Below are 21,819 nucleotides of genomic sequence, written 5' to 3'. Positions count from 1 at the left end.
GTTCACCCATCAATTTAGCGTCCCAAGCCATTAATTAAATTGGGACGCTTTTTCAATTAGCCCGCACTCCGCTCAATCACTACGCCGACATTTTTTGCATGTGCAACTGCACTTGGTTTACTGACTTTAACCTTGACCCAAGGCGAATGAAATTGATTCAGCAAGATACCTGCCACTTCTTCTGCAACCCGTTCGACCAGAGCAAAACGTTGGCTTGCCACATGATTAATAATCGCCTCACTCACCTTGGCATAATCCAGACAGTGCTCAACATTATCACTGGAAGAGGCTCGTTTGTTATCCCATCCCATTTCGATATCGAGCACTAATTTCTGTTTAATTGTTTGTTCCCAGTCATAAATACCAATAGTGGTAATCACGGTTAATTCTTCAATAAATACGATATCCATCACGACCTTTTCCCCATTTTTCGGTTCGCCAGATACCACTTCCGACGAAATGTGCGTATTATCCATTGTTAGACTTAAGAAAACGACCCTTATTCATTGGAGATATCTTATGAGTGCAATCGCGCTTGGCATGATCATCTTCGCGTACTTATGTGGCTCTATATCCAGCGCGATATTGATCTGCCGTTTGGCAGGGCTTTCCGATCCCCGTCAGCAGGGTTCCGGCAACCCTGGAGCAACAAATGTACTGCGCATTGGTGGTAAATGGGCTGCATTGGCAGTGCTGATTTGTGATGTTCTAAAAGGGCTAATACCGGTTTGGCTGGCATACAAACTCAACGTTTCCCCATTTTATTTAGGTATTACCGCCATTGCTGCCTGTCTGGGGCATATTTATCCCATCTTCTTCCATTTCAAGGGAGGAAAAGGCGTTGCAACCGCTTTCGGTGCCATTGCTGCTATCGGTTGGGATCTGATGGGATTGATCGCGGGGACATGGATGCTAACAGTGCTGTTAAGCGGCTATTCCTCATTGGGTGCCATCATCAGTGCATTAATTGCACCTTTCTACGTCTGGTGGTTCAAACCTGAATTCACTTTCCCCGTTGCCATGCTGTCATGTCTGGTGCTTGTGCGTCATCACGATAATATTCAACGCCTGTGGCGAGGGCAGGAAAGCCGCATCTGGCAGAAACTGAAAAAGAGACAGGACATGACCAATAAAGAGAAAATTCAGGCAACTAAAGAGCAAGAGCAGCAAGAAGACTGACGTGGAGAAAGCCTATGAAAGCACTTTTTTATCATGGCGTCGGCAAAATTTTCGGTCACGTATTCAATTTGTTGTTTCTCATGTATACTCCTCACTTTTTCAGGAAATCAGATGGCAACGGTAGAAGTGAAATGTCGATTTTGTCAACAAACCGAATCGGTAAGAAAACATGGCACGGGTCAAGGTGAACGTCAGCGTTATCGTTGCCTGTCTTGTCGCCGTACTTTTCAGCTTGAATATGCTTATCGTGCTTGCCGGACGGGCATAAAAGAACAAGTTGTGGATCTTGCCATGAATAATGCCGGTATCCGTGACACTGCACGGGCACTACATATCAGTATTAATGCTGTCGTTCGCACTTTAAAAAATTGTCCCCACGATGTGTAACCACATTACCGCTGGAACAGGTGGAAATTGAGCTCATCTGTGAAGTCGATGAGATGTGGTCATTTGTTGGGAATAAAAAGCAACAACGTTGGTTATGGTATGCTTGGGAGCCTCGTCTGAAGCGTATTATTGCCCATACTTTCGGCCGACGAAGCAAAAAGACGTTGAAGAAACTGCTCAAAAAATTATCGCACTTTAACGTCGCTTTTTGGTGTACCGATAAATTCAAGGCTTACACCTTGTTGCCCACGGATAAACACCTCATCGGAAAAAGTTTTACGCAGCGTATTGAACGTGAAAACCTCACCCTTAGAAACCGAATTAAGCGGCTGAATCGTAAAACATTAGGCTATTCAAAATCACCGGAAATGCATGACAAAGTCATCGGGACTTTTATCGAAAGAGAATATTATATTTAAGACCAATCAACATTTTGAATACGTGACCATTACCTGAGATAGAATTCACGCTCAATAAACGTTCCCATCACTTTATCGTGCATCTCTTCGGATTTGGAGTCACCTATCGTTTTTCGATTCAGTCTCTTAATGCGAATACGTAGGGTAAGATTAGTTCTCTCGATGCGTTGGGTAAATTTCTTTCCTGTGAGGTGTTTTTCCTCAGGCAGGCAATCGTAACTGAGAGGAGAAAAAAGATTTATAGGGGGGTATCTCTGGCAGGCAAATAAAAGCCGGATGAGTCTGGGATAATAAATTTAGTGCATAATTTTTTTATTATGGTATGACTGAAATTAAAATTAAGTAATTGTCTGATTTTGCTTAAGAATAGAGATTCATCACAAATTTAAAGGTGGATCTTTTCTATGCTGGAATGGGTAAGCATTGTTGTTATATCCTGCTTAATTGATGCTACATCGGAAATCTTGACACAATTCAATCAATTATTAATTTGATATTGAGTGCTACGGAGAATTGAGGAATGACACATAAGAAATATAATCCCACTTGGGATGGCTATATGGGGGATGTTTTAAGGGGGAATGTGGGAATTAATCAGCTAAAGCCTCAACATGAATTTTTTGATGCTATTGGTCTAGAAAAAGTATTGAGGGATAATACCCAGTATCACTTTGTTCTCACATTATCAGAAGCTCAAAGCATTATTGAGGATATCAGTCCCCGCCGTCCACAAAGTCCAAATCATGGAGAAGCATTTGCAAGAGGTATGGACGGACCAGGAAACAAGAAAAAAAATCCTATGGCGCGTGTATTTTCTGTCACTGATCCCATATCTACCTACGCAGGAAATATCTATGATTCACGTGGATTCCATGATGTTGTTCGAGAATTTAAGAGCTTAGGCATTAAAGCGGCAGAACATGTAGGAAAAAATGGGGAAAGGTATATTCACATATCAGGGCATGCAGGTCTTCGGAATCGTATCATGGGGACACGATATCGTGCCCAAAATCCCCAAATGCTTGGAATGGGAATTGGGCAGCAGGGTCTTAATGCAAGCGTTGTTCAAGGAGTTAGATTCTCCATCATTTTTTCTATTGGATATCGAGTAATAGAAAGTATTTTTAAGGATGAATATACGCTAGCCGATTTTCTTGGAAATGTAACCATGGATATGGCTAAAACTGCTATTATTGCTGCTTCCTCCTGGGTTGTAGGATCACTTTTAACTGCCACTGCATTTTTAGGTGGAAGTATTATTGCCGTTGCTCTGATAGTTTTAGCTGTTGGAGTTATAGCGGCTTATATTTTAGATACTCTTGATAAGCAATATGGGATAAGTGAAAAATTAATAGCACTTTTGAAAGAAGAAATGAAAAGAAAACCAAGAACACCGGAAGCGGATTTACAGCATTTTTTTAATGAATTAGGAAGGTTTAGGTGAATAGTAAATACTTCCAAGCATTAGGTGTGCTAATATTATTATTGTTAGTAATATTTACGGTTATTTTCGTTATTGGCGATGCTGTTTCATTAATATTAATGAAAGATGAAATAACATTTTCTGCCACTGTTGTTATTGGTGTCATGACTTCACCTCTATTATTTTACGCGTTATTATGCTCTATTTTTTTCTTTATTTTTAATAGGCAACCTAAATTTAATAAAGTGATTGTTAACTTTATGGTTTGGTTGGCAATTTTATCATTCATCATCAGCTTACCTGTCTCTTTTTATGTTAGCTATAAGTTAAAAAATGATGGTTATCTGACATGTGATAAAATATCGTGGATGTCACCAACAACATATGTGAAAGATTTATCACTGTGTAATTGAAAACTTTTGTAAATATTCTGTCCTCATGTTTTCGCAAGTTTAGCCTCTGAATGTCAGGGGCTTTTTTATTGTTTATCATAATGTTAAATAGTGTTTATACCCATGCAACTTCAAGTTGTAATTTGCAACACAATATGAAACCTGATATCTCCCCGCTTCGCGGGGAGATATCACACGCATCTTGAAGTTAGATTGGTATATAAAAAAATACGTCCTCAAAATGGAATGGCCGCTTTTAAGAAAATTTGAGAACCTGATGGGCGATTACTGACAACAAAATCTTTTTGCCACTTCAAAGTCAGCAGCCAGCCTTTATCATTGGCATAGCGAATGGAAGGACCGAAACCCACCGCCCTCGCTTTACCCTGTGCGGAGTTTGAGCCACTATCATTCGTGATCTGCTGAAAAACATAACCGCCAACGCCTGCGACCAAACCGTTGCCAAATCCCCAACCCAACGCATAATCCGCATGTAGTGCCTGGCCGGAGGTTGTTTTAGTGTCCTTGTTGCGGAAGTTGACATCATACATCACTTTTAAATCCGCATTGATGCCGTCAGCAGGGAAATAGCTGATTGCCCAGACGGGTTGCGCTGTCCAATAGTTTTTCCCCAGGCTGGAAAGATCGTTGCGGTCATAGTGGCCTGTCGGTGCATTGACATTCAAGCCAATAACATAAGCCAAATCAGGCGCGGGATGATAACCCAAAGCAGGGCCAAAGGTGATATCCCCTATCCCTTTGCTGTTATCATGTTTGTCAGCAGTATCAGCGGTGACATCCAATAATGGCACGATAGCATGATAAGCCAGCTGGCCGCCAAAGACTTGCGCCTCGGTCACCCAAACCAATCGCGGGGCAAGGACATTCACGTTGACTTTAAAACCAGGAACAGGAATCAAATTGCCATGATTGTCCTTAAGCTTGGTATAGTGAATATTGCCACCATAAAACAGGGTATGAAGGCCCGCAGGCGGTAAAGCACCGGATAAGTAATTATCCAGACCATCAGGATAGGCGCCGACACCACCTTCTGTTGCCATCGCGGAATGACTTACCATAGCCAAGAAACCTGGCAGTGATAAAACCGCTGCATAAAAGAGCCGTCTGAATTTGGACGTCATATAACCCTCCTCTCTGTAAGAGATGAATTGATAAAAAATGAAATGATTGGCTACTTTGATCAGCGTCGCGCAAGTCGACGAGCGACAAGATAGCCAGAAGTCCCACTTAATCCGGGGCCTGGGTGAGTTGAAGCCCCAATGTGAAACACGTTACGGACTGGAGTTTGATGCGCCTTGGCACCTTGCGCAGGGGCAAACGGGCGTAACCAGAAAAATTGATCAGGTGAGCAAATGCCTGAATAGGGATCTCCCCCTGACAAGTTACAGTTCAATGCCTGTAAGTCCGCCGGAGAATAAGCTTTGCGGCCAACAATCGAAGATGAAAAACCTGGCATCACTGTTTCCAAACGAGCCTGCACCCGATCCGCAACCGCTTCGCGAATTGCCTCATTCCAATTGCCATCGACAGGAATGGGAATTTCTCCCAAAGCATCGCCTTTTAGCTGCGTGGGTAATTCCTGCATTTGAATCCATAAAATCCAACCGCCTTTTGGCGCACGGGAAGGATCAAGGGCTGTTGGCTGTCCTATCGCCAGTGTCGGATGACTGGGTAGATAACCATTATTAGCCTGTGTCACGGATAAACAGACTTGTTCCATACTCTCCGTTAAATGAACCAGTGGCACATGGCACAATTCAGGCTCACACCACGGCGGTGGGGCGTTCAAGGCAAAATGAATCTGCATTCCCCCGCGCCCATAGCGATAGTTCCGTGCTTGTTGCAAAAGAGTATCGGGAACCCTATCCAGCAAGTGACCATAAAGCTGTTGGGGGGGTACATTGCAGACTATCGCTTCGCTGGCGTGATAAACCTGCCCCGCAACCATCACACCAGAAGCACGACGCTTTTTGCCCTGCCCTTGGGTGATGATACGGTCAACTTGAGCATGGGTGATAAGCTGACCGCCGTGTTGCTCAATGATCCCTGTTAGGGCTTCTACCATACGCATACTGCCACCTTTTACCACCGGCATCCCGCCGGCAACTACAGCAGTAAAGGTGAGCTTACCGATCAGAGCGGAGCTGGCATCATCCGGCCCTAACCCCGTATGCAATACCCACGGTGCCAGCAAAGCACGGCCGAAATCAGACTGTAACTCACGTTCAGCCCAGCGCCGGAAAGTTTCCAGCGAACTGCCGGCAAACCTAGCCAATCCATCCAGGCCACGTTTGCGCCATTCAGAGAACAATAATTTGAGTATCCCGCAACCATAGGGATTTTGCCCTAATAAACCAAAGATCAGCGCCGCATCATCATGGAAGATTTGCTGTGCTATGCGACGCAATGTCTCTCCATCACCTGCCGCGATTTCATCAAGCCGCAAAGCTGAGGCCAGAATATCGTGCTTTAAGGCAATTCCCTTGCCATTAGGTTGTACCAACCCCGTTGAATAATCGCTTTGCAAAAACACCAAGCCTGCCTTTTCCAACGCAGGCTTGAGTTCCTGATAGGCTGGGCTGCCTAAAAACAATGGATACCAGCAAGAGAGCACATCATGGGTATAACCGGAAAAAAGTTCTTCCGTGCGAATACAACCGCCAAGTACTGCGTTGCGTTCCAGTACCAAGACCGATTTACCCCATTTTGCCAACAAAGCGGCACATACCAACGAGTTGATGCCACTGCCGACAACGATCACTTGTGGCCTGGAATCTGTCATGGTATCGCTCCAGAGAAAGATTCAACCAATGCCAGAACACGCAGGGGACTTCCCGAACCACCACCAATTTTGAGAGGAGCAGCAATAATGACCCCCCCCGTGGGAGGCAACAAATCGAGGTTTTTCAGGCACTGCAAGCCATATTTATTCGCCCCGTGCATTAACGTGTGGCAGGGATATGCCACTGGCCAGGCATACGATTGCCCCGCATCCGTATTAATGGTTTCTACCCCGAACCCTCGAATATCCCGCTCGTGGATCAACCATTCCACCGCTTCCTGACTAGGACCTGGTGTATGGGCACCATCATCATGCAGGTTGAGAAAACGTACCGGATCGTCTGCCCATTTCGACCAATCTGTCCTGAACAGCAACCATGCTCCGGCGGGAATATGACCATGCTGCTCTTCCCAGGACTGTAAAAACTCAACCGTCAATATCCAGTCTGGATCTTGTGCCACCTGCTGACTGGCATCCACCACCACAGCAGGCGCAACAAAATTATGCAAGGGAATAGTATCAACACTGTTATCCGGCTGATCTTTACCGCTGATCCAATGTATTGGCGCATCAAAATGCGTGCCGGTATGCTCACCACAACTAAAATTGTTCCAGTACCAACCTGGGCCATTCTCGTCATAGTGAGAAATGCGTTCCACATTGAAGGCCCAAACTTGTCCAAATTGTTCAGGCAACTGCAAGGCCGGAAAATCCGGCGTCAATGTTTGTGTAAGGTCGATGATTTTCACACTGCCTTGATTTAACGCCATGACAAACGCATTTAACGGACTATTCATTAATCATGCTCTCCTGAATGTTTTCCAACAGAATCATTTTTTATATTCCGTGAATATCATGCAGACCGGTAAACATACCGCCGTGAAAAACCAATGGCTTACCTTCGATACTGGCAATGCGTTTGACCTCTCCGATTACCAGCAAGTGATCACCAAGATGCGTTTGCTGGTGATTGGCGCACACCAGTGTCACTATCGCTCCTCCAATCGAAGGGATACCTTCGGGTGTTTCCTGCACTGAAATACCCTGAAATTTATTTTCTACCCGCGAACTGGCAAAACGCAGAGCCAGTTCCTGATGATCACAACTCAGGATACTGATGGTGAAATATTCGCAATCACGGAACACGGACAGATTAGGTGAATGATTGACCAAACTCCAGAGCACCAAAGGCGGCTCCAGTGAAAGTGAAGCAAATGAATTGATGGTCAATCCCACATTACGTCCCTCAGCAGTGCGAGTCGCAACAATGGCAACCCCTGTCGGATACTTCCCAAAAAGCGTGCGCAAATCTCTCGTTTCAAATTCCGTTGCACCCCATTCACTATCAAATAGCGGCATTTGGTTATTCAGAGCGTTACGCTCATGTTTATTTCCCCCGTTTATGCCCGAATTTCTTCAATCAGTTGTGAATGGATGTATTCTTCACAAACACGAGCATCTTTCCACCACGGGAACAGTACCGGAGGATGGTTGAACGCATTAGCAATCGTGCTGGCGAGTGACGGCAAACGCTGGGCGGCTCCTAATAATTCCAGAACATGTGGCTTTGGTGGGATAAGAAGGCTGTTTGTCCATTCCACAACGTAATGACCATATTGCCAGAATTGTTCAAACGTATCGTTCATCCATTCAGCCGTAAAAGGTTTATCGCCACGGGCAAGAATGGCTTCGTAATAGACTTTGCAGGCTTTTGTTGCGTTATTTGAGCCTTGTCCAGTCAGCGGATCATTCGTGACCACGGCATCCCCCAGTCCAAAAATCTGACGACCAGAAGGCAACGTCAACACGGGTTTACGCACTACTGGGGCAAAACGTTTCGCCAGAATGCCATTTTCATCGGTCAGCTCTATATGCTCACAACGTTCAGACTCCCACGGCAGAAAAGTTTTGAGGATCTGCTTGTTATAGGCCAGATGTTCCTGCGGTGTTCTGGCCTCTTGCCAGCCATCCATTGCGCCACCCGGAATGCCTTCAAAAACCATGATGTCGCAGGGACCATTCAGTGTCAGGGCAGGAAAAACGAAATATTCCCCTACACCCGGGATCAGGTTAAAAGAAACACGGGAATATTCAGGCGTTGGCAACATACCATTCACATAGGTCAATGCGAGTGCGCGCCGCGGTGTATCATATGGCGAACGTGATGCATCGCGTTCCAGCAATTTTACAATCTCCCCTTCTCCTCCCGCCAGAATGACCAGTTCATGGCTGGCAGCCAGGCGTTCCAGTTCAGCCCCCCCCACATCGCTAATTTCCAGATTACCGCCACGAGAAGCAAATAACGCCAGCCAAAATGGTATCTTGATGCGTTGATCGACAGCTTGTGCATATTTGTCGAGCCGGGCACTCCATTCAATAACCTTGTCATTGGGAATTTCAGGATGTGGCACGGTGAAACCGATACCTTCAACGGGCGGGCATTGCGTTTCCCACTGATTCAATCCCAAATCACGTTCAAACTGCAAAGAAGAATCAAACATGCACTGACTCGACAGAACCCGGCCATTGCGAACATCATCAGGCGTGCGGTTGGTGACTACAGTAACTTGATAGCCCTTGTCAAGCAGACCAAGGGCCAGAGGCAGTCCAGCCTGGCCACCTTCGACGATAGCGATACGACGCATAGGATTTTCCTCTTTTGTTTTGGATGCCGGAACTGAACCTATTCCGCCAACCGTGGAATAGCGGGTTTCGCCTGTTCTGGTCCCATGACTGAATAACCACCATCAACGGCATAATCCGCACCGGTTACAAAACTCGCTAAATCTGATAGGAGAAATGCCACGACCTGCGCAATTTCTTCGGGATCACCGACACGACCAAGCAGGTGATAATCTGCGGCAACGTTATCGGCTTTCTGTCGCTTCCCCTGGGTTAACTCATCCATAACCCGTGACCAAGTCCACCCTGGTGAAACAGAATTAACGCGGATGTGGTCAGCGGCATAATCCATTGCCATACTACGGGTGATTTGCAGTAACGCGGCTTTTGAAGCGGGGTATAACCAGCGGCCTGTCTGGGCAATTGAGGAAGAAATGCTGGTGAAGTTAACAATAGCGCCGCCTCCCGCCGCAGTGAGGTAAGGCCGGACAAATTGGGCTGCTCTGATGGCACTGATCACATTGATATTCAAGGCGGTCAGCCATGTTTCACGGCTGGAGTCGGCTCCCTCATCCAGATAAGTCGCTGCAAGGTTGATGAGATAGTCCAGACGGTGATAATAAGCAACGACCTCATGTATTCCCTGAGAAAGTTGATTATCGTCAGTAATATCAACATGCCAGAAACGGATGGATTCCGGTTGCAGGCTAGCCGCTTTTTCCCCGCCTGCCTGATCAATATCAAAAATCGCAACCTTAACCCCATATTCACTCAATACCCTGGCAACGGTTGCCCCAATTTTGGTAGCCCCACCAGTGACAATAGCGACTTTATTGTTTAAGTCCTGCATACAGGTTCCCCTTTTGTCATATGCTCACCAGAGTAATTAATCATGGAGGGTTATCATTACGTGAAACAGGGAGATACAAGTAGCCGCTATATGCAAAAAAGATCCATTCAGTGCAGATTTGACATCTTATCTGCTTCAAAAACACGGGTAAGAGAACACGAAAAGGGAGATTAAAGATGAGGGATTATTGCAAGGAGAGTAATTCTTCACGGCTTGAAGGAGTTTTTTTCTAACTTGTCGAATGCCTTCTTTCCGGCCTTTTTCATATAATCGTTGAGCAGCAGTCATAATCACTTTCTGACGACTATCTGTCTGTTCAATCAATTATTGGATAACTTGTTCAAAATACGGTGAATCCATAGCTTTTTTAAAGCCTGTTTATAAAACCGCTGAAAAAAATTAACATAATTAACATGTCACCTATAATTGATTTTATTATTGAATATTTTTACTTAAGCCGTTAATCTGAAAACGCTAAACAATGAAGCTAGAGTAATATTATTCCATATTTAAAATTATAAATATGAGAAAGAATAATTAATAAGGATGATTTTCAGAAGGTAGCGTATGAATTGTTCAGTAGAAAATTTGATTAGGCCGCTAATAAAATTTTGGGAAATTAGTAATGATCCATGGGGTGCGAAAGATCACACCTCAAAATTTATATATGCTAATAAAAAATATCATAAATTACTCTCCCTTCCTAAAGGATATGATGTAGAAGGCCATTTTGATGGTGAACTTCCGGCATCAACTGCAAATTTTCAAGATGAATTTCAGAAACACGATAGGAAAGTTGAAACATTATTAGATCGGGTGACCTCTATTGAAATTCATCCTTTTCAAAATCGCTCCTACCTTCAACCCTGGTATTTCGATAAATTTCCATTAATTGATGAAAATGGGACATGCAGAGGCACCATTTTCCATGGAAGACCGGTAGATACTCTAACACTAGAAAAGCTAAACAAAATCAATATACAAACATCATTAGTTTTTACACCCCCATCAGAATTTTTTAGTAAAAGAGAATGGGAAATAGTGTTTTATATTCTGCAAGGGTTTTCCACTAAAGATATAGCTGAAAGGTTATTTCTGTCCAACAGAACAATCGACAATTACATCCAAAAATTGTATCAAAAAACAGGGGTAAAATGTAAGAAAGATTTGATTGTATATTGTTATGAAAATAACATAGCCAATTATATCCCTGAAAATTTTTTCAGGGAATCACGGTCTATCACTTTTGCAGAATAATTATCCACATATATCTGAAAAACAGGTCCTATCATGGGATAGATGGGACTCAGGGCATAGAAATATTAATTTTACATTTTCATAAGCGACAAGTTGATGTGCTGTATTTGGATAAATACAAAAAATATCCCCTTGAGAAAATCGCCTTTTTTGGACGTCATGAACATCATTATCTAATACTTCACCTGTCCAAATTTCCCCTTCACCAGAAAGTATTATATACCATTCATCTCCGATACTGTGATTATGACACCCTACTCTCTTTCCTGTATTAATAACTGTCGCATAAGCGTTTAGTCCTTCTTTTTTTATCATCTGTCTGACTGAAATACCAACAGCATCATCTTTGATCGCCTCTTCTGTAGAGAAACTAGCGAACTCTATCACAATTACATCCTTATATTTTAATATGAGTAATTTTTACTCTTTGTTAGGTTAAGTATTTAAATTTAACATTAATACATCTGCAAAAAAATAAATTTTTACAATTATCATAATCTTGTCTCAAATATTACTCTTTTTGCTTACACTAGGGAAAACTCATTCATTGGGAACGCCTCAGAAAACTGAAAATAAAGTACAATGGAATCTATGGTCATCCCTATTTTTGTAACACTGATTTTTGCCCTATGATGGGCTTGCTTCAATCCGGCGTCTCTATGTGTAAGGATGCCTGTGCCACGATGAGTTCCGCGCCTGATAAAGCACAGGCAACCACATTCGCATGCTTTTTACCCAGTTGTTTACGAACCCACTCAGCAAGTTTGCTCTTCTGGATATTCAAGCCGCATCATGAACGCGCGGGCGAACGGGATCAGGGTAACCTACGCAAATTTTTATCGCTTCGTTTGCTAATACCCAGCAAGGTGGATTTGCCACCCGTACGGTTTTATCCCCATACACATGGGGAACGGTCTTTCATCAAACCAATGCGCAATGGCGCCCTCGGTTCATCCCCATACACATGGGGAACGGTAGCGCAAAATCGTCTGAGGCTAACGCCAGATCGGTTCATCCCCATACATATGGGGAACAGGCTGGTTCAACCATCACCCGAAGAATGGATCACGGTTCATCCCCATACATATGGGGAACAGTTCAACTGACGTTGGCACCCGGTCGCCATTATCGGTTCATCCCCATACATATGGGGAACAGCGGTGTTGCCAGAGCAACGCGGGCAGACTGCCCGGTTCATCCCCATACATATGGGGAACTGTCTTTAGGTACTAAAAAGAAATTTCTACTGACAGGTTCATCCCCATACATATGGGGAACAGACCAGTGAAAAAGTCCTTTTTTATTAAAAATTACGGTTCATCCCCATACATATGGGGAACAGACACATGCAGCGGTCAGTGATGGCACGATTGTGGGTTCATCCCCATACATATGGGGAACAGTCCAACTCTATTATTATGTTTTTAAAGAACTTTTTTAATAGAAAAAATCCCACCACGTTTTTTACTTAAAAACTTCATTTTATCAAATATAAAAACACTGATGTTTCATGATGTTAAGTCATAAAAAGTTATCTATTGTGAAATGGATATTCCCTCAGCAAGCGTTAACCAACTCCACCGCCTCCCTTGCTAATTTACCCATCGTTCTCCACTCTTTATCTCGGATCAACTGTGGGCTGACCATCCAGGAACCACCACATGCCACAATTTGTGGGATAGCAAGGTAATCTCGAATGTTCTTAACACTGATCCCACCGGTTGGCATGACTTGTAACTGGGAGTACGGTGCGAGTAGCGCTTTAATCATCGCAATGCCACCCGAGGGTTCAGCCGGGAAGAATTTGACAAAATCGATGCCTGCTTCCAGCGCTTGTTCAATCGTGCTGGCGTTATTCACGCCGGGAATGATAGGAATACCGATTTGCTGGCACGCCTGAACGGTATTTGGATTAAACCCAGGTGAAACAACAAACTCTGCCCCTGCTGCTTTTGCCTGACGTACGTGTTCACGATGAAGCACGGTTCCCGCACCGATCAGCATATCTGGCCGCTCCGCTTTTAGCAGGCTAATCGCTTCGGCGGCACTCTCGGTACGAAACGTGATTTCAGCCACAGGCAGGCCGTTGTCTGCTAATGCGTGACCAAGGGGAATGATATCTCTGGCCTCTTCAATAGCTATCACAGGCACAATTTTAATCTGACGCAGACGTGCCATCATCTCTTGCATTATCATTCTCTCCGATTTCGTTCAAATTAAAAAACGCGCGATAACTTCTTGTGTCGCCGCCTGTGGCACAATCGCACCTTTATGCTGGATCACAACCCCAGCGAGCTGATGCCCCATTAATGCTGAATCATGAATGGATTTCCCACTTAACCGCCCCGCGATAAAACCCGCATTAAACGCGTCGCCTGCCGAAGTGGTATCAACGACAGAAGTGACAGGTTGCGTCTTAATATGTTGTGTGGCATTGCAGCCGCTTAAGTCACGATAAAAACAGCCCCGTTCACCCGCTTTGATAATAGCTTGTTTAACCCCGATTCTTTTCAGGCGGTTAAAGCTCTCCTCAGTTGATGTATCTCCCCAGAGACGTGCTTCATCATCGTCAGTAACTAACGCAATATCAGTGATAGCGTACATTTGCTGATAACACTCACGGACTTGCGTTTCATTTCCCCATAAAGCGGGACGGTAATTACTGTCAAAGAAAATCAATTTCCCTTCAGAAGCTAACTGTTTCAAATCAATTAACAGCAATTGGCGATCATTTTCGGGCAAAATAGCCAGGCTGATCCCACTGAGGTAGAGCACATCCATATTCCGCAATTGCTGGCGCAACAGGGGATAATCAGGATGGCGCAAGAGATAACGCGCCGCCGAGTTATTGCGCCAGTAAAGAAACGTGCGTTCCCCTTTTTCATCGAGCTGGATCAGGTATCGACCGGGCTGATGAGCGTTATCACGCAACACGAGCGAAGTATTAATGCCCTCTTGCTGCCAGTGTGAGATCATGCCTTCGCTCAAAGGGTCCGTACCCATCGCCGTGACGAAATGGACATCAAGTGTACCGCCGCCAGCGCGAGCCAGATAAACTGCACTATTTAGCACATCACCGCCATAACTTTGTGTCATGGCCCCAAATGGGATGCCATTTAGCTCAATCATACATTCGCCAATCAGGGCAATTTTCCGCATCTGCATGCTTTAATCCTTCACGGCTTGAAAATAACGTTCAGCATTATTGAAGCAGATATCCTGAACTATCTGCCCCAGCATTTTTTCATCATAGGGAATTTCACCATTTTCCACCCAGTTCCCCAGCATATTGCAGAGAATCCGCCGAAAATATTCATGGCGGGTATAGGATAAGAAACTGCGTGAATCTGTCAGCATACCGACAAACTGGCTTAACAAGCCTAACTGGGAGAGTTGCTCTAATTGGCGCTGCATACCGTCTTTTTGATCGTTAAACCACCAGCCTGATCCAAATTGGATCTGGCCCTAATACTTTTCTCTCCCTGATTCCCGCCCTGAAAATTGCCCGTCATAGTTGCGATCACTTCGTTATCGCGGGGGTTTAAGCAATAGAGAATAGTCTTTGGTAATTGGTCTGTTTTATCCATCTCATCCAGCAAGCGAGATAATGGATAAGCGATAGAATTATCCCCAATGGAATCAAAGCCGCTGTCTGGCCCTAACAGATTAAACATACGCGTGTTGTTATTGCGCAAGGCGCCAATATGCAGTTGCATTACCCAGCCGCGTTTTGCGTACTGCTTACCTAGCCAAACCAGTACCGCTGTCATAAATTGTGCTATTTCCAATTCGCTGAGTAATTGCCCCTGTCTGCGCTTTTGCAAAATGCCATCTAACACTTTTTCGTCAGGTATCTGCGCATAACGCAACTGTTCAATACCATGATCTGATGCCACACAACCGTGCTCCTGAAAGTGTTCGAGACGGCACTCTAATGCCTGCAATAAATCGGTAAAACACCCGATAGCGATATCGGCGGCTTCTCCTAATTGTTCGAGATAGTCACAAAAACCCGGCAACTCAATTTTGAAGACTTTGTCTGGACGCCAGCTTGGTAATACTTTGATGGTAAAGTCTTTATCTTTGGCGATCTGTTGATGGTATTCGAGAGAATCAATAGGATCATCCGTTGTTCCTGCCATGCGTACCTGCATTTGCTGCATAATGCCACGGGCAGAAAATTCATCTTGAGAGAGTTTCTCGTTCGCCTCATACCAGATAGCCTCTGCGGTATCAGGCCCAAATAATTTTCCGCTAATGCCAAAGGGACGTCGCAATTCCAGATGGGTCCAGTGATAAAGTGGATTGCCGATTGTCAGCGGAACCGTTTTCGCCCATGCGAGATATTTTTCATACTCACTGCTTTCAGTACCGGTAATCAGCGCCTCTTCTATCCCGGCCGCCCGCATCGCACGCCATTTATAATGATCGCCCTCCAACCAGATTTGCCCAAGGTTGTGGAAACTGCGGTTTTGTGCAATCTCTTTGGGATTGAGATGACAGTGATAGTCATAAACAGGCATCAACGCCGCGTAATCATGATAAAGGCGACGGGCAACATCATTATTTAACAAAAAATCTTCACACATAAAGGTTTTCATTACGTTTTCCTCTATGGTCAAAGGGCCGCAACCGCCTGGCGTGCGCCAACATTGAGTAAGCTCTGGTAGGCTTTGGTGACGTTATCGATAAAATCACGGTTTTTTACCAGTTGCTTGCCGAAGATCGATTCAATTGCTAATAGCGCTTTCACCACATCTTCCACCACAGCAACAGACTGACCATATTGGGCAAAAATCGCCGCAAAGGTCTCTTTTAATGGATCACGCACATCAATTGGTTGACCTTGTTCACCCACGCCACTGACATAACGCATCCAACCTGCCACACCGAGCGCTAAATGACGATAATCACTTCCCTGCAAAAGGTGCCATTCAATGGAATCGACCATGCGCTGGGGCAATTTCTGACTGCCATCCATCGCAATTTGCCAGGTCTGATGTTTTAACGCTGGATTAGTGAACCGTTCGAGCAATTTATCCGCATAGGTCACTAAGTCGATGTCTTCTGGCATCGACAGTGTCGGGGCTTGTTCATTCAGCATTAATGCATACACTGCCCGACGATAATCGGCACTTGTCATGGTATCGGAGATATGCGCATAACCGCCCAAATAGCCCAGATAAGCCAGAAATGAATGAGCGCCATTTAACATGCGCAATTTCATCATTTCAAAGGGCACCACATCATCCACAAATTGCGCCCCGGCCCGATCCCAATCCGGGCGACCATTGACAAAATTATCTTCAATCACCCATTGACGGAAAGGTTCACAGGCAATAGCACAAGGATCTTCAACGCCCAGCCGTTGAGCAATTTCAGTTAACGTTTCTGGTGTGGCAGCCGGTACAATGCGATCCACCATCGTGCAGGGAAATGTCACCTGATTTTCTATCCATTGTGCCAAATTTTCGTCCTGCAAACGCGCCAGACCTAATACGGCCTCACGGGCAACATGCCCATTTTCCCGCACGTTATCGCACGACAAAATCGTCACTGCCGGAAGGCTTCGTTCAAAACGCAATTTTAATGCCGCCGTGATATACCCGATAGCCGATCTTGGCACCGCAGGATTAGCAATATCTTTAATAATTAATGCATTATTTAGATCTAAACGTCTTGTCGTAGCATCGGTACAATATCCTTTTTCAGTTATTGTCAAAGAGATGATAGCGACATCAGGATCGGCCATTTTTTCAATAATCGCTTGAACGCCATCAAGTAATGGGTGCATCCCCTCTTTCATCGAACCAATCATTTTTAATGTCATTCCATCCGGCCCTTTCTCGGCAACGGTATAGCGCATGGACTGTTTTTTAAGATTTTTAATCAGTGAAGCATCATTTAGCATCAGGTTTACTTCACAAAAACCCCAATCACTGTCTGTCTGTTCTAATACATGATGTGTATAAAGCGCCTGATGCGCCCGATGAAATGCACCACAGCCTAAATGCACCATGCGGGAAGTCAGGCGCTCAGTTGTCCAGTCAGGGTATGGGACAACGGTTAGATTTTTTTCCATAATGGATTCACCAATAAGCGGTAGTGAGTGACATTCATTCACTACTATGTAGGGTTAACTCAGCAACTATTTTGGGTAAAATGCGCGATGAATACCCAACTCCAGGCCACGAATTTCAGCCAGTCCTTTCAGGCGGCCAATTGCCGAATAGCCGGGGTTCGTTTTCTTTTTCAAATCATCGAGTATTTGATGACCATGATCAGGCCGCATGGGAATCAGGTGATTTTCACCCGCTGCCAACCGACGATGTTCTTCTTCCGCAACCGCTTTGACCACTTCATACATATCCACATCCCCCGCAAGATGTGCCGCTTCATGGAACGTGGATGGGTTTTCTTCACGTATGGTTGAACGCAAGTGGAGAAAATAGATACGGGAACCCAATGATTTGATCATCTTCACCAAATCATTATCCGCCCGCACGCCGTAAGATCCGGTGCACATTGTGTAGCCATTGGCATTGCTGTCTACCGTTTCAGCTATCCAACGCATATCCTCTATCGTAGAAACAATGCGTGGCAGGCCCAAGATTTCACGCGGTGGATCATCAGGATGAACCGCCATTTTGATACCGAGTTCTTCCGCCACCGGAATGATCTTTTGCAGGAAATAAGCAAAGTGTTCACGCAATTTGGCCTTATCCATTCCGGTATAACGTTTTAAGTGTTGGCGAAACTGTTCTAAGGTATAGCCTTCCTCTGCACCAGGGAGACCAGCAATGATCGTATTTGTCAGTTTTTGTTTTTCTTCTGCTGTCATTGCAGCGAAGCGTGATTGTGCTTGCACAATTTCATCTTCGGAATAATCTTTTTCTGCGCCACAACGTTGCAAAATGTGGATATCAAAAACAGCAAATTCGATTTGATCAAAGCGCAACGCTTTTGAGCCATCAGGTAATTCATATTCGAGATCAGTACGTGTCCAATCCAGAATCGGCATAAAGTTGTAGCATACTGTTTTGATCCCGCTGGCAGCGAGGTTACGCAAGGTTTGTTGATAGTTTTCGAGCCATCGGTCGTACTCTCCGGTAAGCGTCTTGATATCTTCATGAACGGGAACACTTTCGACCACCGTCCACTCAAGTTGATTGCACTCAATCAATGCCTTACGTTGTTCTATCTCCTCAATAGGCCAGACTTCGCCGTTAGGAATATGGTGCAACGCCGTTACTACCCCTGTTGCTCCTGCCTGACGGATATCCGCTAATGAAACAGGATCTTCCGGCCCATACCAACGCCAGGTTTGTTTCATAACTCCCCCTATAACTAATTCAAGACTAATTCAGGTAACCATAAACTTAATTGCGGCAGGTATGTCACCAGCGCTAACGCCGAGATCAGCGCAATATACATCGGCAATAGTGGCTTCAGTACCTTATCAATACTCACTTCTCCTACAGAGCAACCCACAAATAACGCGCTGCCTACGGGCGGAGTACAAATCCCAATGGCCAAATTAAACGTCATGATGATGCCAAAATGCACAGGATCAATACCCATGCTCATCGCAACGGGTAAAAAAATCGGCGTGAAGATCAAAATGGCAGGTGTCATATCCATAAAGATCCCCACAATCAGTAGGATGATATTAATGACTAGCAGAATGGTCAGCGGATTATCAGAAACCGCCATCAACGTATCGGCAATCAGATAGGGCAGATCAGCATTGGCCATCGCCCAAGACATGCCCATTGATACACCAATCAACAGCAAAACAATAGATGTGGTAACGGCTGAATCAAGAATAATTTTGGGCAGTTGTTTGAGACTCACTTCACGATAAATCACCACCGCGAGAATAAAACTGTAGAGAACGGCAATGGCTGAGGCTTCTGTCGCCGTGAAGATCCCCGCAATAATTCCGCCCATAATCACCACAACCAACATTAATGACGGTATCGCTTTCCACGCTGTAGCAAAAAATTCGCTCCACGTTGGTCGGGGTGTGACAGGATAGCGCTTCCTCTTGGCAATAATGGCAGACACCATCATGAGTGAAACTCCCATAATAATGCCAGGGATATAACCCGCTAAAAACAAGGCAGCAATAGATGTCCCCCCTGAAACTAACGAGTACACAATCAAGGTATTGCTGGGCGGGATGAGCAAACCAGAAGGGCAAGAAGCGATGTTCACAGCAGCAGACAGATGAGGATCGTATCCTTCTTTTCGCTGCATCGGTGCTATTGTTCCCCCGACCGCCGCCGCAGATGCCACTGCCGAGCCTGAAATTGCCCCGAACAGCATGTTCGCCATGATATTGACGTGCATTAATGATCCCGGCAAACGGCCGCCTATCATCTTAGCCAGATTGATCAATCGCGCCGCAATCCCACCCTGGTTCATAATATTTCCGGCCAGGATAAAGAACGGGATCGCCAATAGAGAGAAGTTATCGACTCCCGCCGCCATACGTTGTGCAACAACCGTGATCGCAGACTCCAGCGGCAATGTCATCGTAATAGCGACTAACGAAGATAAGCCGATAGCAAAAGAAACGGGGACACTCAATGCCAGTAATATTGCAAATGTGCCAAAGAGTGCGGCAATGATATACCAATCCATACTCTGACCTCTTATTTCCACAAGTTAATGGTTCTTAGACACAACGGGGGGTTGACCAGAAAAATGCTGAACAATCGCGATCACATCAACGAGCGCGTAGAAAATCATCAATATTCCGCTAATCGGCAAACATAAATAGATGTATCCCATCTTCCAGCCTAATACAGGTGTGATTTGACCATTTTCCAGTGTCGATGCAACAAGCAGGCTGCCACCATAAAGCAGCACAATGGAAGAAAATAAAATAATGGCTGCCTGAATAATTAGGCCGATAGTACTTTTCTTGACTCCGGTTAATTTCATCATCAGCAAATCGATAGCAAGATGGCGATGCTGGCCGGTGGTATAGGCAGCGCCAATCATTGCGACCCACATAAACAGATAACGTGCTAATTCATCTGTCTCGGTACTCGGTGCCTCTAAGACATAGCGTGAAATGACCTGCCACGACACACATAAAACCAAGAAGGCCAGCAGGCAGACGGTAAAAAATGCCAAACTTTTATTGGTCATCGCTACAAGGTTTTTCATTTATCTGATCCCCGTCATTTTGGTTTACCAATTAAAGCCCACACAGGAATGAGAATCTATACTGATTGCACTAAAAACCGTGAAATAATGCCCTAAAAGAGGGTGAGATAGATCACAAACCCAAAAGGTCAACCAATGACGCCATTTTTTGCGAGTCAGATCGACCAATTGCATTTTACCCTTTGCCCAGTAAGTCAGTTCTGATTATTGTTTGTCCACAGAAAATAACAACAATCGACCTTCACCTCTGGAGAACCAAACATGCAGAACAACAAACGACAGGTTTTAGGTATAGCAAGCATAGCGGCTGGTATCATGTTTATACTGGGAACATCCCAGGCTTTCGCTGCGACAACACTGAAACTCAGCCATAACCAGAACCGAAACCATGCTGTCCATAAGGCCATGACCGAGTTCGCTAACGAAGTGAAAGAAAAAACTAACGGGGAAGTTCGTATTCGCATCTATTCTGATTCTCAATTGGGCAACCAACGTGAATCCATCGAATTGATGCAAAACGGCGCTCTGGATATTGCTAAATCCAATGCGGCAGAATTAGAAGCCTTCTCACCAGCTTATTCTATTTTTAACCTGCCCTATTTATTCCGCGATAAAAAGCACTATCAACAAGTCATCAATAGCGACATCGGCAAAGAAATCCTCGATTCAAGCCAAAATATAGGATTTATTGGTCTTACTTACTATGATGCGGGTGCACGCAGTTTTTATGCGAAAAAACCGATTAGAACACCTGGAGATCTAAAGGGTTTGAAAATTCGCGTACAACCCAGCCCAACAGCCATTGCGATGGTAAAAGGGTTGGGAGGAAATCCAACGCCACTCGCTTACGGTGAACTTTATACCGCATTGCAACAAGGGGTTGTGGATGCCGCGGAGAACAACATTACTTCTTTTACGTTAAGCCGCCATAATGAAGTAGCAAAATTCTTTTCACTGGATGAACATGCGATGATCCCAGATGTCCTGTTAATATCGAACAATTCATTGAATAAATTAACCACTGAACAGCAAAAGATTGTGAAAAAAGCAGCGCTGAACTCCTCAAAATACATGATTCAACTGTGGGAAAAATCAGAAAGGGAAGAGCAGGCTAAAGCAGAAAAACAAGGGGTTGAATTTATTGCTGTGGATAAAACCCTCTTTCAAGATGCGGTCAAACCCATGTATGACGATATTGCTAAGACCCAACCGGAATTATTCGAAATGGTCAATCGAGTGCGTAAAGTAGAATAATTTTCTCTCAAAACCACCTATTGTAACAAGAATAGGTGGTTATATTTCTGACATTG

20 protein-coding genes, 3 pseudogenes and 1 CRISPR repeat array are annotated in these 21,819 nt (G+C 44.7%); of the genes and pseudogenes, 6 read left to right on the top strand and 17 right to left on the bottom strand.

Annotated features, from left to right (window positions below; translation table 11 throughout):
* Positions 1 to 56: 56 nt before the first annotated feature.
* Positions 57 to 410, bottom strand: a complete 354-nt coding sequence (folB, locus tag ACSJJG_RS17765) for a bifunctional dihydroneopterin aldolase/7,8-dihydroneopterin epimerase (protein WP_481090473.1) — start codon at positions 408 to 410, stop codon at positions 57 to 59.
* Between the two features lie 109 nt (positions 411 to 519).
* Between folB and plsY the strand changes: the two genes are divergently transcribed.
* Both plsY and ACSJJG_RS17755 read left to right on the top strand, forming a co-directional pair.
* Positions 520 to 1,179 (top strand): glycerol-3-phosphate 1-O-acyltransferase PlsY, encoded by a 660-nt coding sequence (plsY, locus tag ACSJJG_RS17760; RefSeq protein ID WP_481090059.1) that lies wholly within the window; start codon positions 520 to 522, stop codon positions 1,177 to 1,179.
* 111 nt (positions 1,180 to 1,290) lie between these two features.
* A protein-coding gene (locus ACSJJG_RS17755; RefSeq protein ID WP_189761441.1) for an IS1 family transposase occupies positions 1,291 to 1,985 on the top strand; the annotation gives its coding sequence in 2 pieces (ribosomal slippage) (positions 1,291 to 1,540 and positions 1,540 to 1,985; 696 coding nt in all).
* A 29-nt stretch (positions 1,986 to 2,014) separates the two neighbouring features.
* Here ACSJJG_RS17755 and ACSJJG_RS17750 read toward each other — a convergent pair.
* Positions 2,015 to 2,194 (bottom strand): annotated as a pseudogene (locus tag ACSJJG_RS17750) (IS1 family transposase); the annotation flags it as partial.
* Positions 2,195 to 2,505: 311 nt separating this feature from the next.
* Between ACSJJG_RS17750 and ACSJJG_RS17745 the strand changes: the two are divergent.
* Together ACSJJG_RS17745 and ACSJJG_RS17740 are read left to right on the top strand one after the other, a co-directional pair.
* Complete coding sequence (locus ACSJJG_RS17745; RefSeq protein WP_481090058.1) at positions 2,506 to 3,429, top strand: hypothetical protein; 924 nt, start codon at positions 2,506 to 2,508, stop codon at positions 3,427 to 3,429.
* Positions 3,426 to 3,821 carry a DUF1240 domain-containing protein gene (locus tag ACSJJG_RS17740; protein ID WP_254851503.1) on the top strand — a complete coding sequence of 132 codons (396 nt, stop codon included), beginning with the start codon at positions 3,426 to 3,428 and terminating at the stop codon, positions 3,819 to 3,821. The genes ACSJJG_RS17745 and ACSJJG_RS17740 overlap by 4 nt, the downstream gene beginning before the upstream one ends.
* A 215-nt stretch (positions 3,822 to 4,036) precedes the next feature.
* On the opposite strand, the gene ACSJJG_RS17735 is transcribed toward ACSJJG_RS17740, so the two are convergent.
* Genes ACSJJG_RS17735 through ACSJJG_RS17710 form a run of 6 tightly spaced genes read right to left on the bottom strand, consistent with a single transcriptional unit; the run spans position 4,037 to position 10,075 of the window.
* Complete coding sequence (locus tag ACSJJG_RS17735; protein WP_189760371.1) at positions 4,037 to 4,942, bottom strand: SphA family protein; 906 nt, start codon at positions 4,940 to 4,942, stop codon at positions 4,037 to 4,039.
* A 59-nt stretch (positions 4,943 to 5,001) separates the two neighbouring features.
* Complete coding sequence (locus ACSJJG_RS17730; RefSeq protein ID WP_189760370.1) at positions 5,002 to 6,603, bottom strand: phytoene desaturase family protein; 1,602 nt, start codon at positions 6,601 to 6,603, stop codon at positions 5,002 to 5,004.
* Positions 6,600 to 7,400 carry a cyclase family protein gene (locus tag ACSJJG_RS17725; protein WP_189760369.1) on the bottom strand — a complete coding sequence of 267 codons (801 nt, stop codon included), beginning with the start codon at positions 7,398 to 7,400 and terminating at the stop codon, positions 6,600 to 6,602. The genes ACSJJG_RS17730 and ACSJJG_RS17725 overlap by 4 nt, the downstream gene beginning before the upstream one ends.
* Positions 7,401 to 7,440: 40 nt before the next feature.
* Positions 7,441 to 7,962 (bottom strand): flavin reductase family protein, encoded by a 522-nt coding sequence (locus ACSJJG_RS17720; protein ID WP_481090057.1) that lies wholly within the window; start codon positions 7,960 to 7,962, stop codon positions 7,441 to 7,443.
* A gap of 41 nt (positions 7,963 to 8,003) precedes the next feature.
* Positions 8,004 to 9,248: a styrene monooxygenase/indole monooxygenase family protein gene (locus ACSJJG_RS17715; RefSeq protein ID WP_481090056.1), complete on the bottom strand. Its 1,245-nt coding sequence runs from the start codon at positions 9,246 to 9,248 to the stop codon at positions 8,004 to 8,006.
* A 38-nt stretch (positions 9,249 to 9,286) separates the two neighbouring features.
* Entirely contained in the window at positions 9,287 to 10,075 is a 789-nt protein-coding gene (locus ACSJJG_RS17710) for an SDR family oxidoreductase (RefSeq protein ID WP_189760366.1), read from the bottom strand.
* 567 nt (positions 10,076 to 10,642) lie between these two features.
* Between ACSJJG_RS17710 and ACSJJG_RS17705 the strand changes: the two genes are divergently transcribed.
* Positions 10,643 to 11,332 (top strand): helix-turn-helix transcriptional regulator, encoded by a 690-nt coding sequence (locus ACSJJG_RS17705; RefSeq protein WP_481090055.1) that lies wholly within the window; start codon positions 10,643 to 10,645, stop codon positions 11,330 to 11,332.
* Here the strand turns inward: ACSJJG_RS17705 and ACSJJG_RS17700 are convergent, their stop codons facing one another.
* The 9 genes and pseudogenes from ACSJJG_RS17700 to ACSJJG_RS17660 form a co-directional block, all read right to left on the bottom strand.
* A complete protein-coding gene (locus ACSJJG_RS17700) occupies positions 11,333 to 11,719 on the bottom strand; it encodes a cupin domain-containing protein (protein WP_481090054.1) in 387 nt (128 codons plus the stop codon).
* Positions 11,720 to 11,975: 256 nt separating this feature from the next.
* Positions 11,976 to 12,215, bottom strand: a pseudogene (locus tag ACSJJG_RS17695) (IS110 family transposase); the annotation flags it as partial.
* Positions 12,216 to 12,217: 2 nt separating this feature from the next.
* Positions 12,218 to 12,735: a CRISPR direct-repeat array (repeat unit 29 nt; unit sequence CGGTTCATCCCCATACATATGGGGAACAG).
* Between the two features lie 154 nt (positions 12,736 to 12,889).
* Entirely contained in the window at positions 12,890 to 13,522 is a 633-nt protein-coding gene (locus tag ACSJJG_RS17690; protein ID WP_481090472.1) for a bifunctional 4-hydroxy-2-oxoglutarate aldolase/2-dehydro-3-deoxy-phosphogluconate aldolase, read from the bottom strand.
* Between the two features lie 21 nt (positions 13,523 to 13,543).
* A complete protein-coding gene (locus ACSJJG_RS17685; RefSeq protein ID WP_481090053.1) occupies positions 13,544 to 14,497 on the bottom strand; it encodes a sugar kinase in 954 nt (317 codons plus the stop codon).
* Positions 14,498 to 14,500: 3 nt separating this feature from the next.
* Positions 14,501 to 15,933, bottom strand: a pseudogene (gene uxaC / locus ACSJJG_RS17680) (glucuronate isomerase).
* 17 nt (positions 15,934 to 15,950) lie between these two features.
* Positions 15,951 to 17,414, bottom strand: coding sequence for a fructuronate reductase (locus tag ACSJJG_RS17675; RefSeq protein WP_481090052.1), 1,464 nt, complete (start codon positions 17,412 to 17,414; stop codon positions 15,951 to 15,953).
* Between the two features lie 66 nt (positions 17,415 to 17,480).
* On the bottom strand, positions 17,481 to 18,665 hold the full coding sequence (gene uxuA, locus ACSJJG_RS17670; RefSeq protein ID WP_481090051.1) for a mannonate dehydratase: 1,185 nt from the start codon (positions 18,663 to 18,665) through the stop codon (positions 17,481 to 17,483).
* Between the two features lie 14 nt (positions 18,666 to 18,679).
* Complete coding sequence (locus ACSJJG_RS17665) at positions 18,680 to 19,978, bottom strand: TRAP transporter large permease (protein WP_481090050.1); 1,299 nt, start codon at positions 19,976 to 19,978, stop codon at positions 18,680 to 18,682.
* A 24-nt stretch (positions 19,979 to 20,002) separates the two neighbouring features.
* Positions 20,003 to 20,509 carry a TRAP transporter small permease gene (locus ACSJJG_RS17660; RefSeq protein ID WP_481090049.1) on the bottom strand — a complete coding sequence of 169 codons (507 nt, stop codon included), beginning with the start codon at positions 20,507 to 20,509 and terminating at the stop codon, positions 20,003 to 20,005.
* 261 nt (positions 20,510 to 20,770) lie between these two features.
* On the opposite strand from ACSJJG_RS17660, the gene ACSJJG_RS17655 reads away from it, so the two are divergent.
* Entirely contained in the window at positions 20,771 to 21,763 is a 993-nt protein-coding gene (locus ACSJJG_RS17655) for a TRAP transporter substrate-binding protein (RefSeq protein ID WP_481090048.1), read from the top strand.
* Positions 21,764 to 21,819 lie beyond the last annotated feature (56 nt).

It is taken from the genome of Xenorhabdus sp. SGI 60, assembly GCF_056632175.1.
The sequence above is the reverse complement of the archived record's forward strand: the minus strand, read 5'-3'. Positions and strand labels throughout refer to the sequence as shown.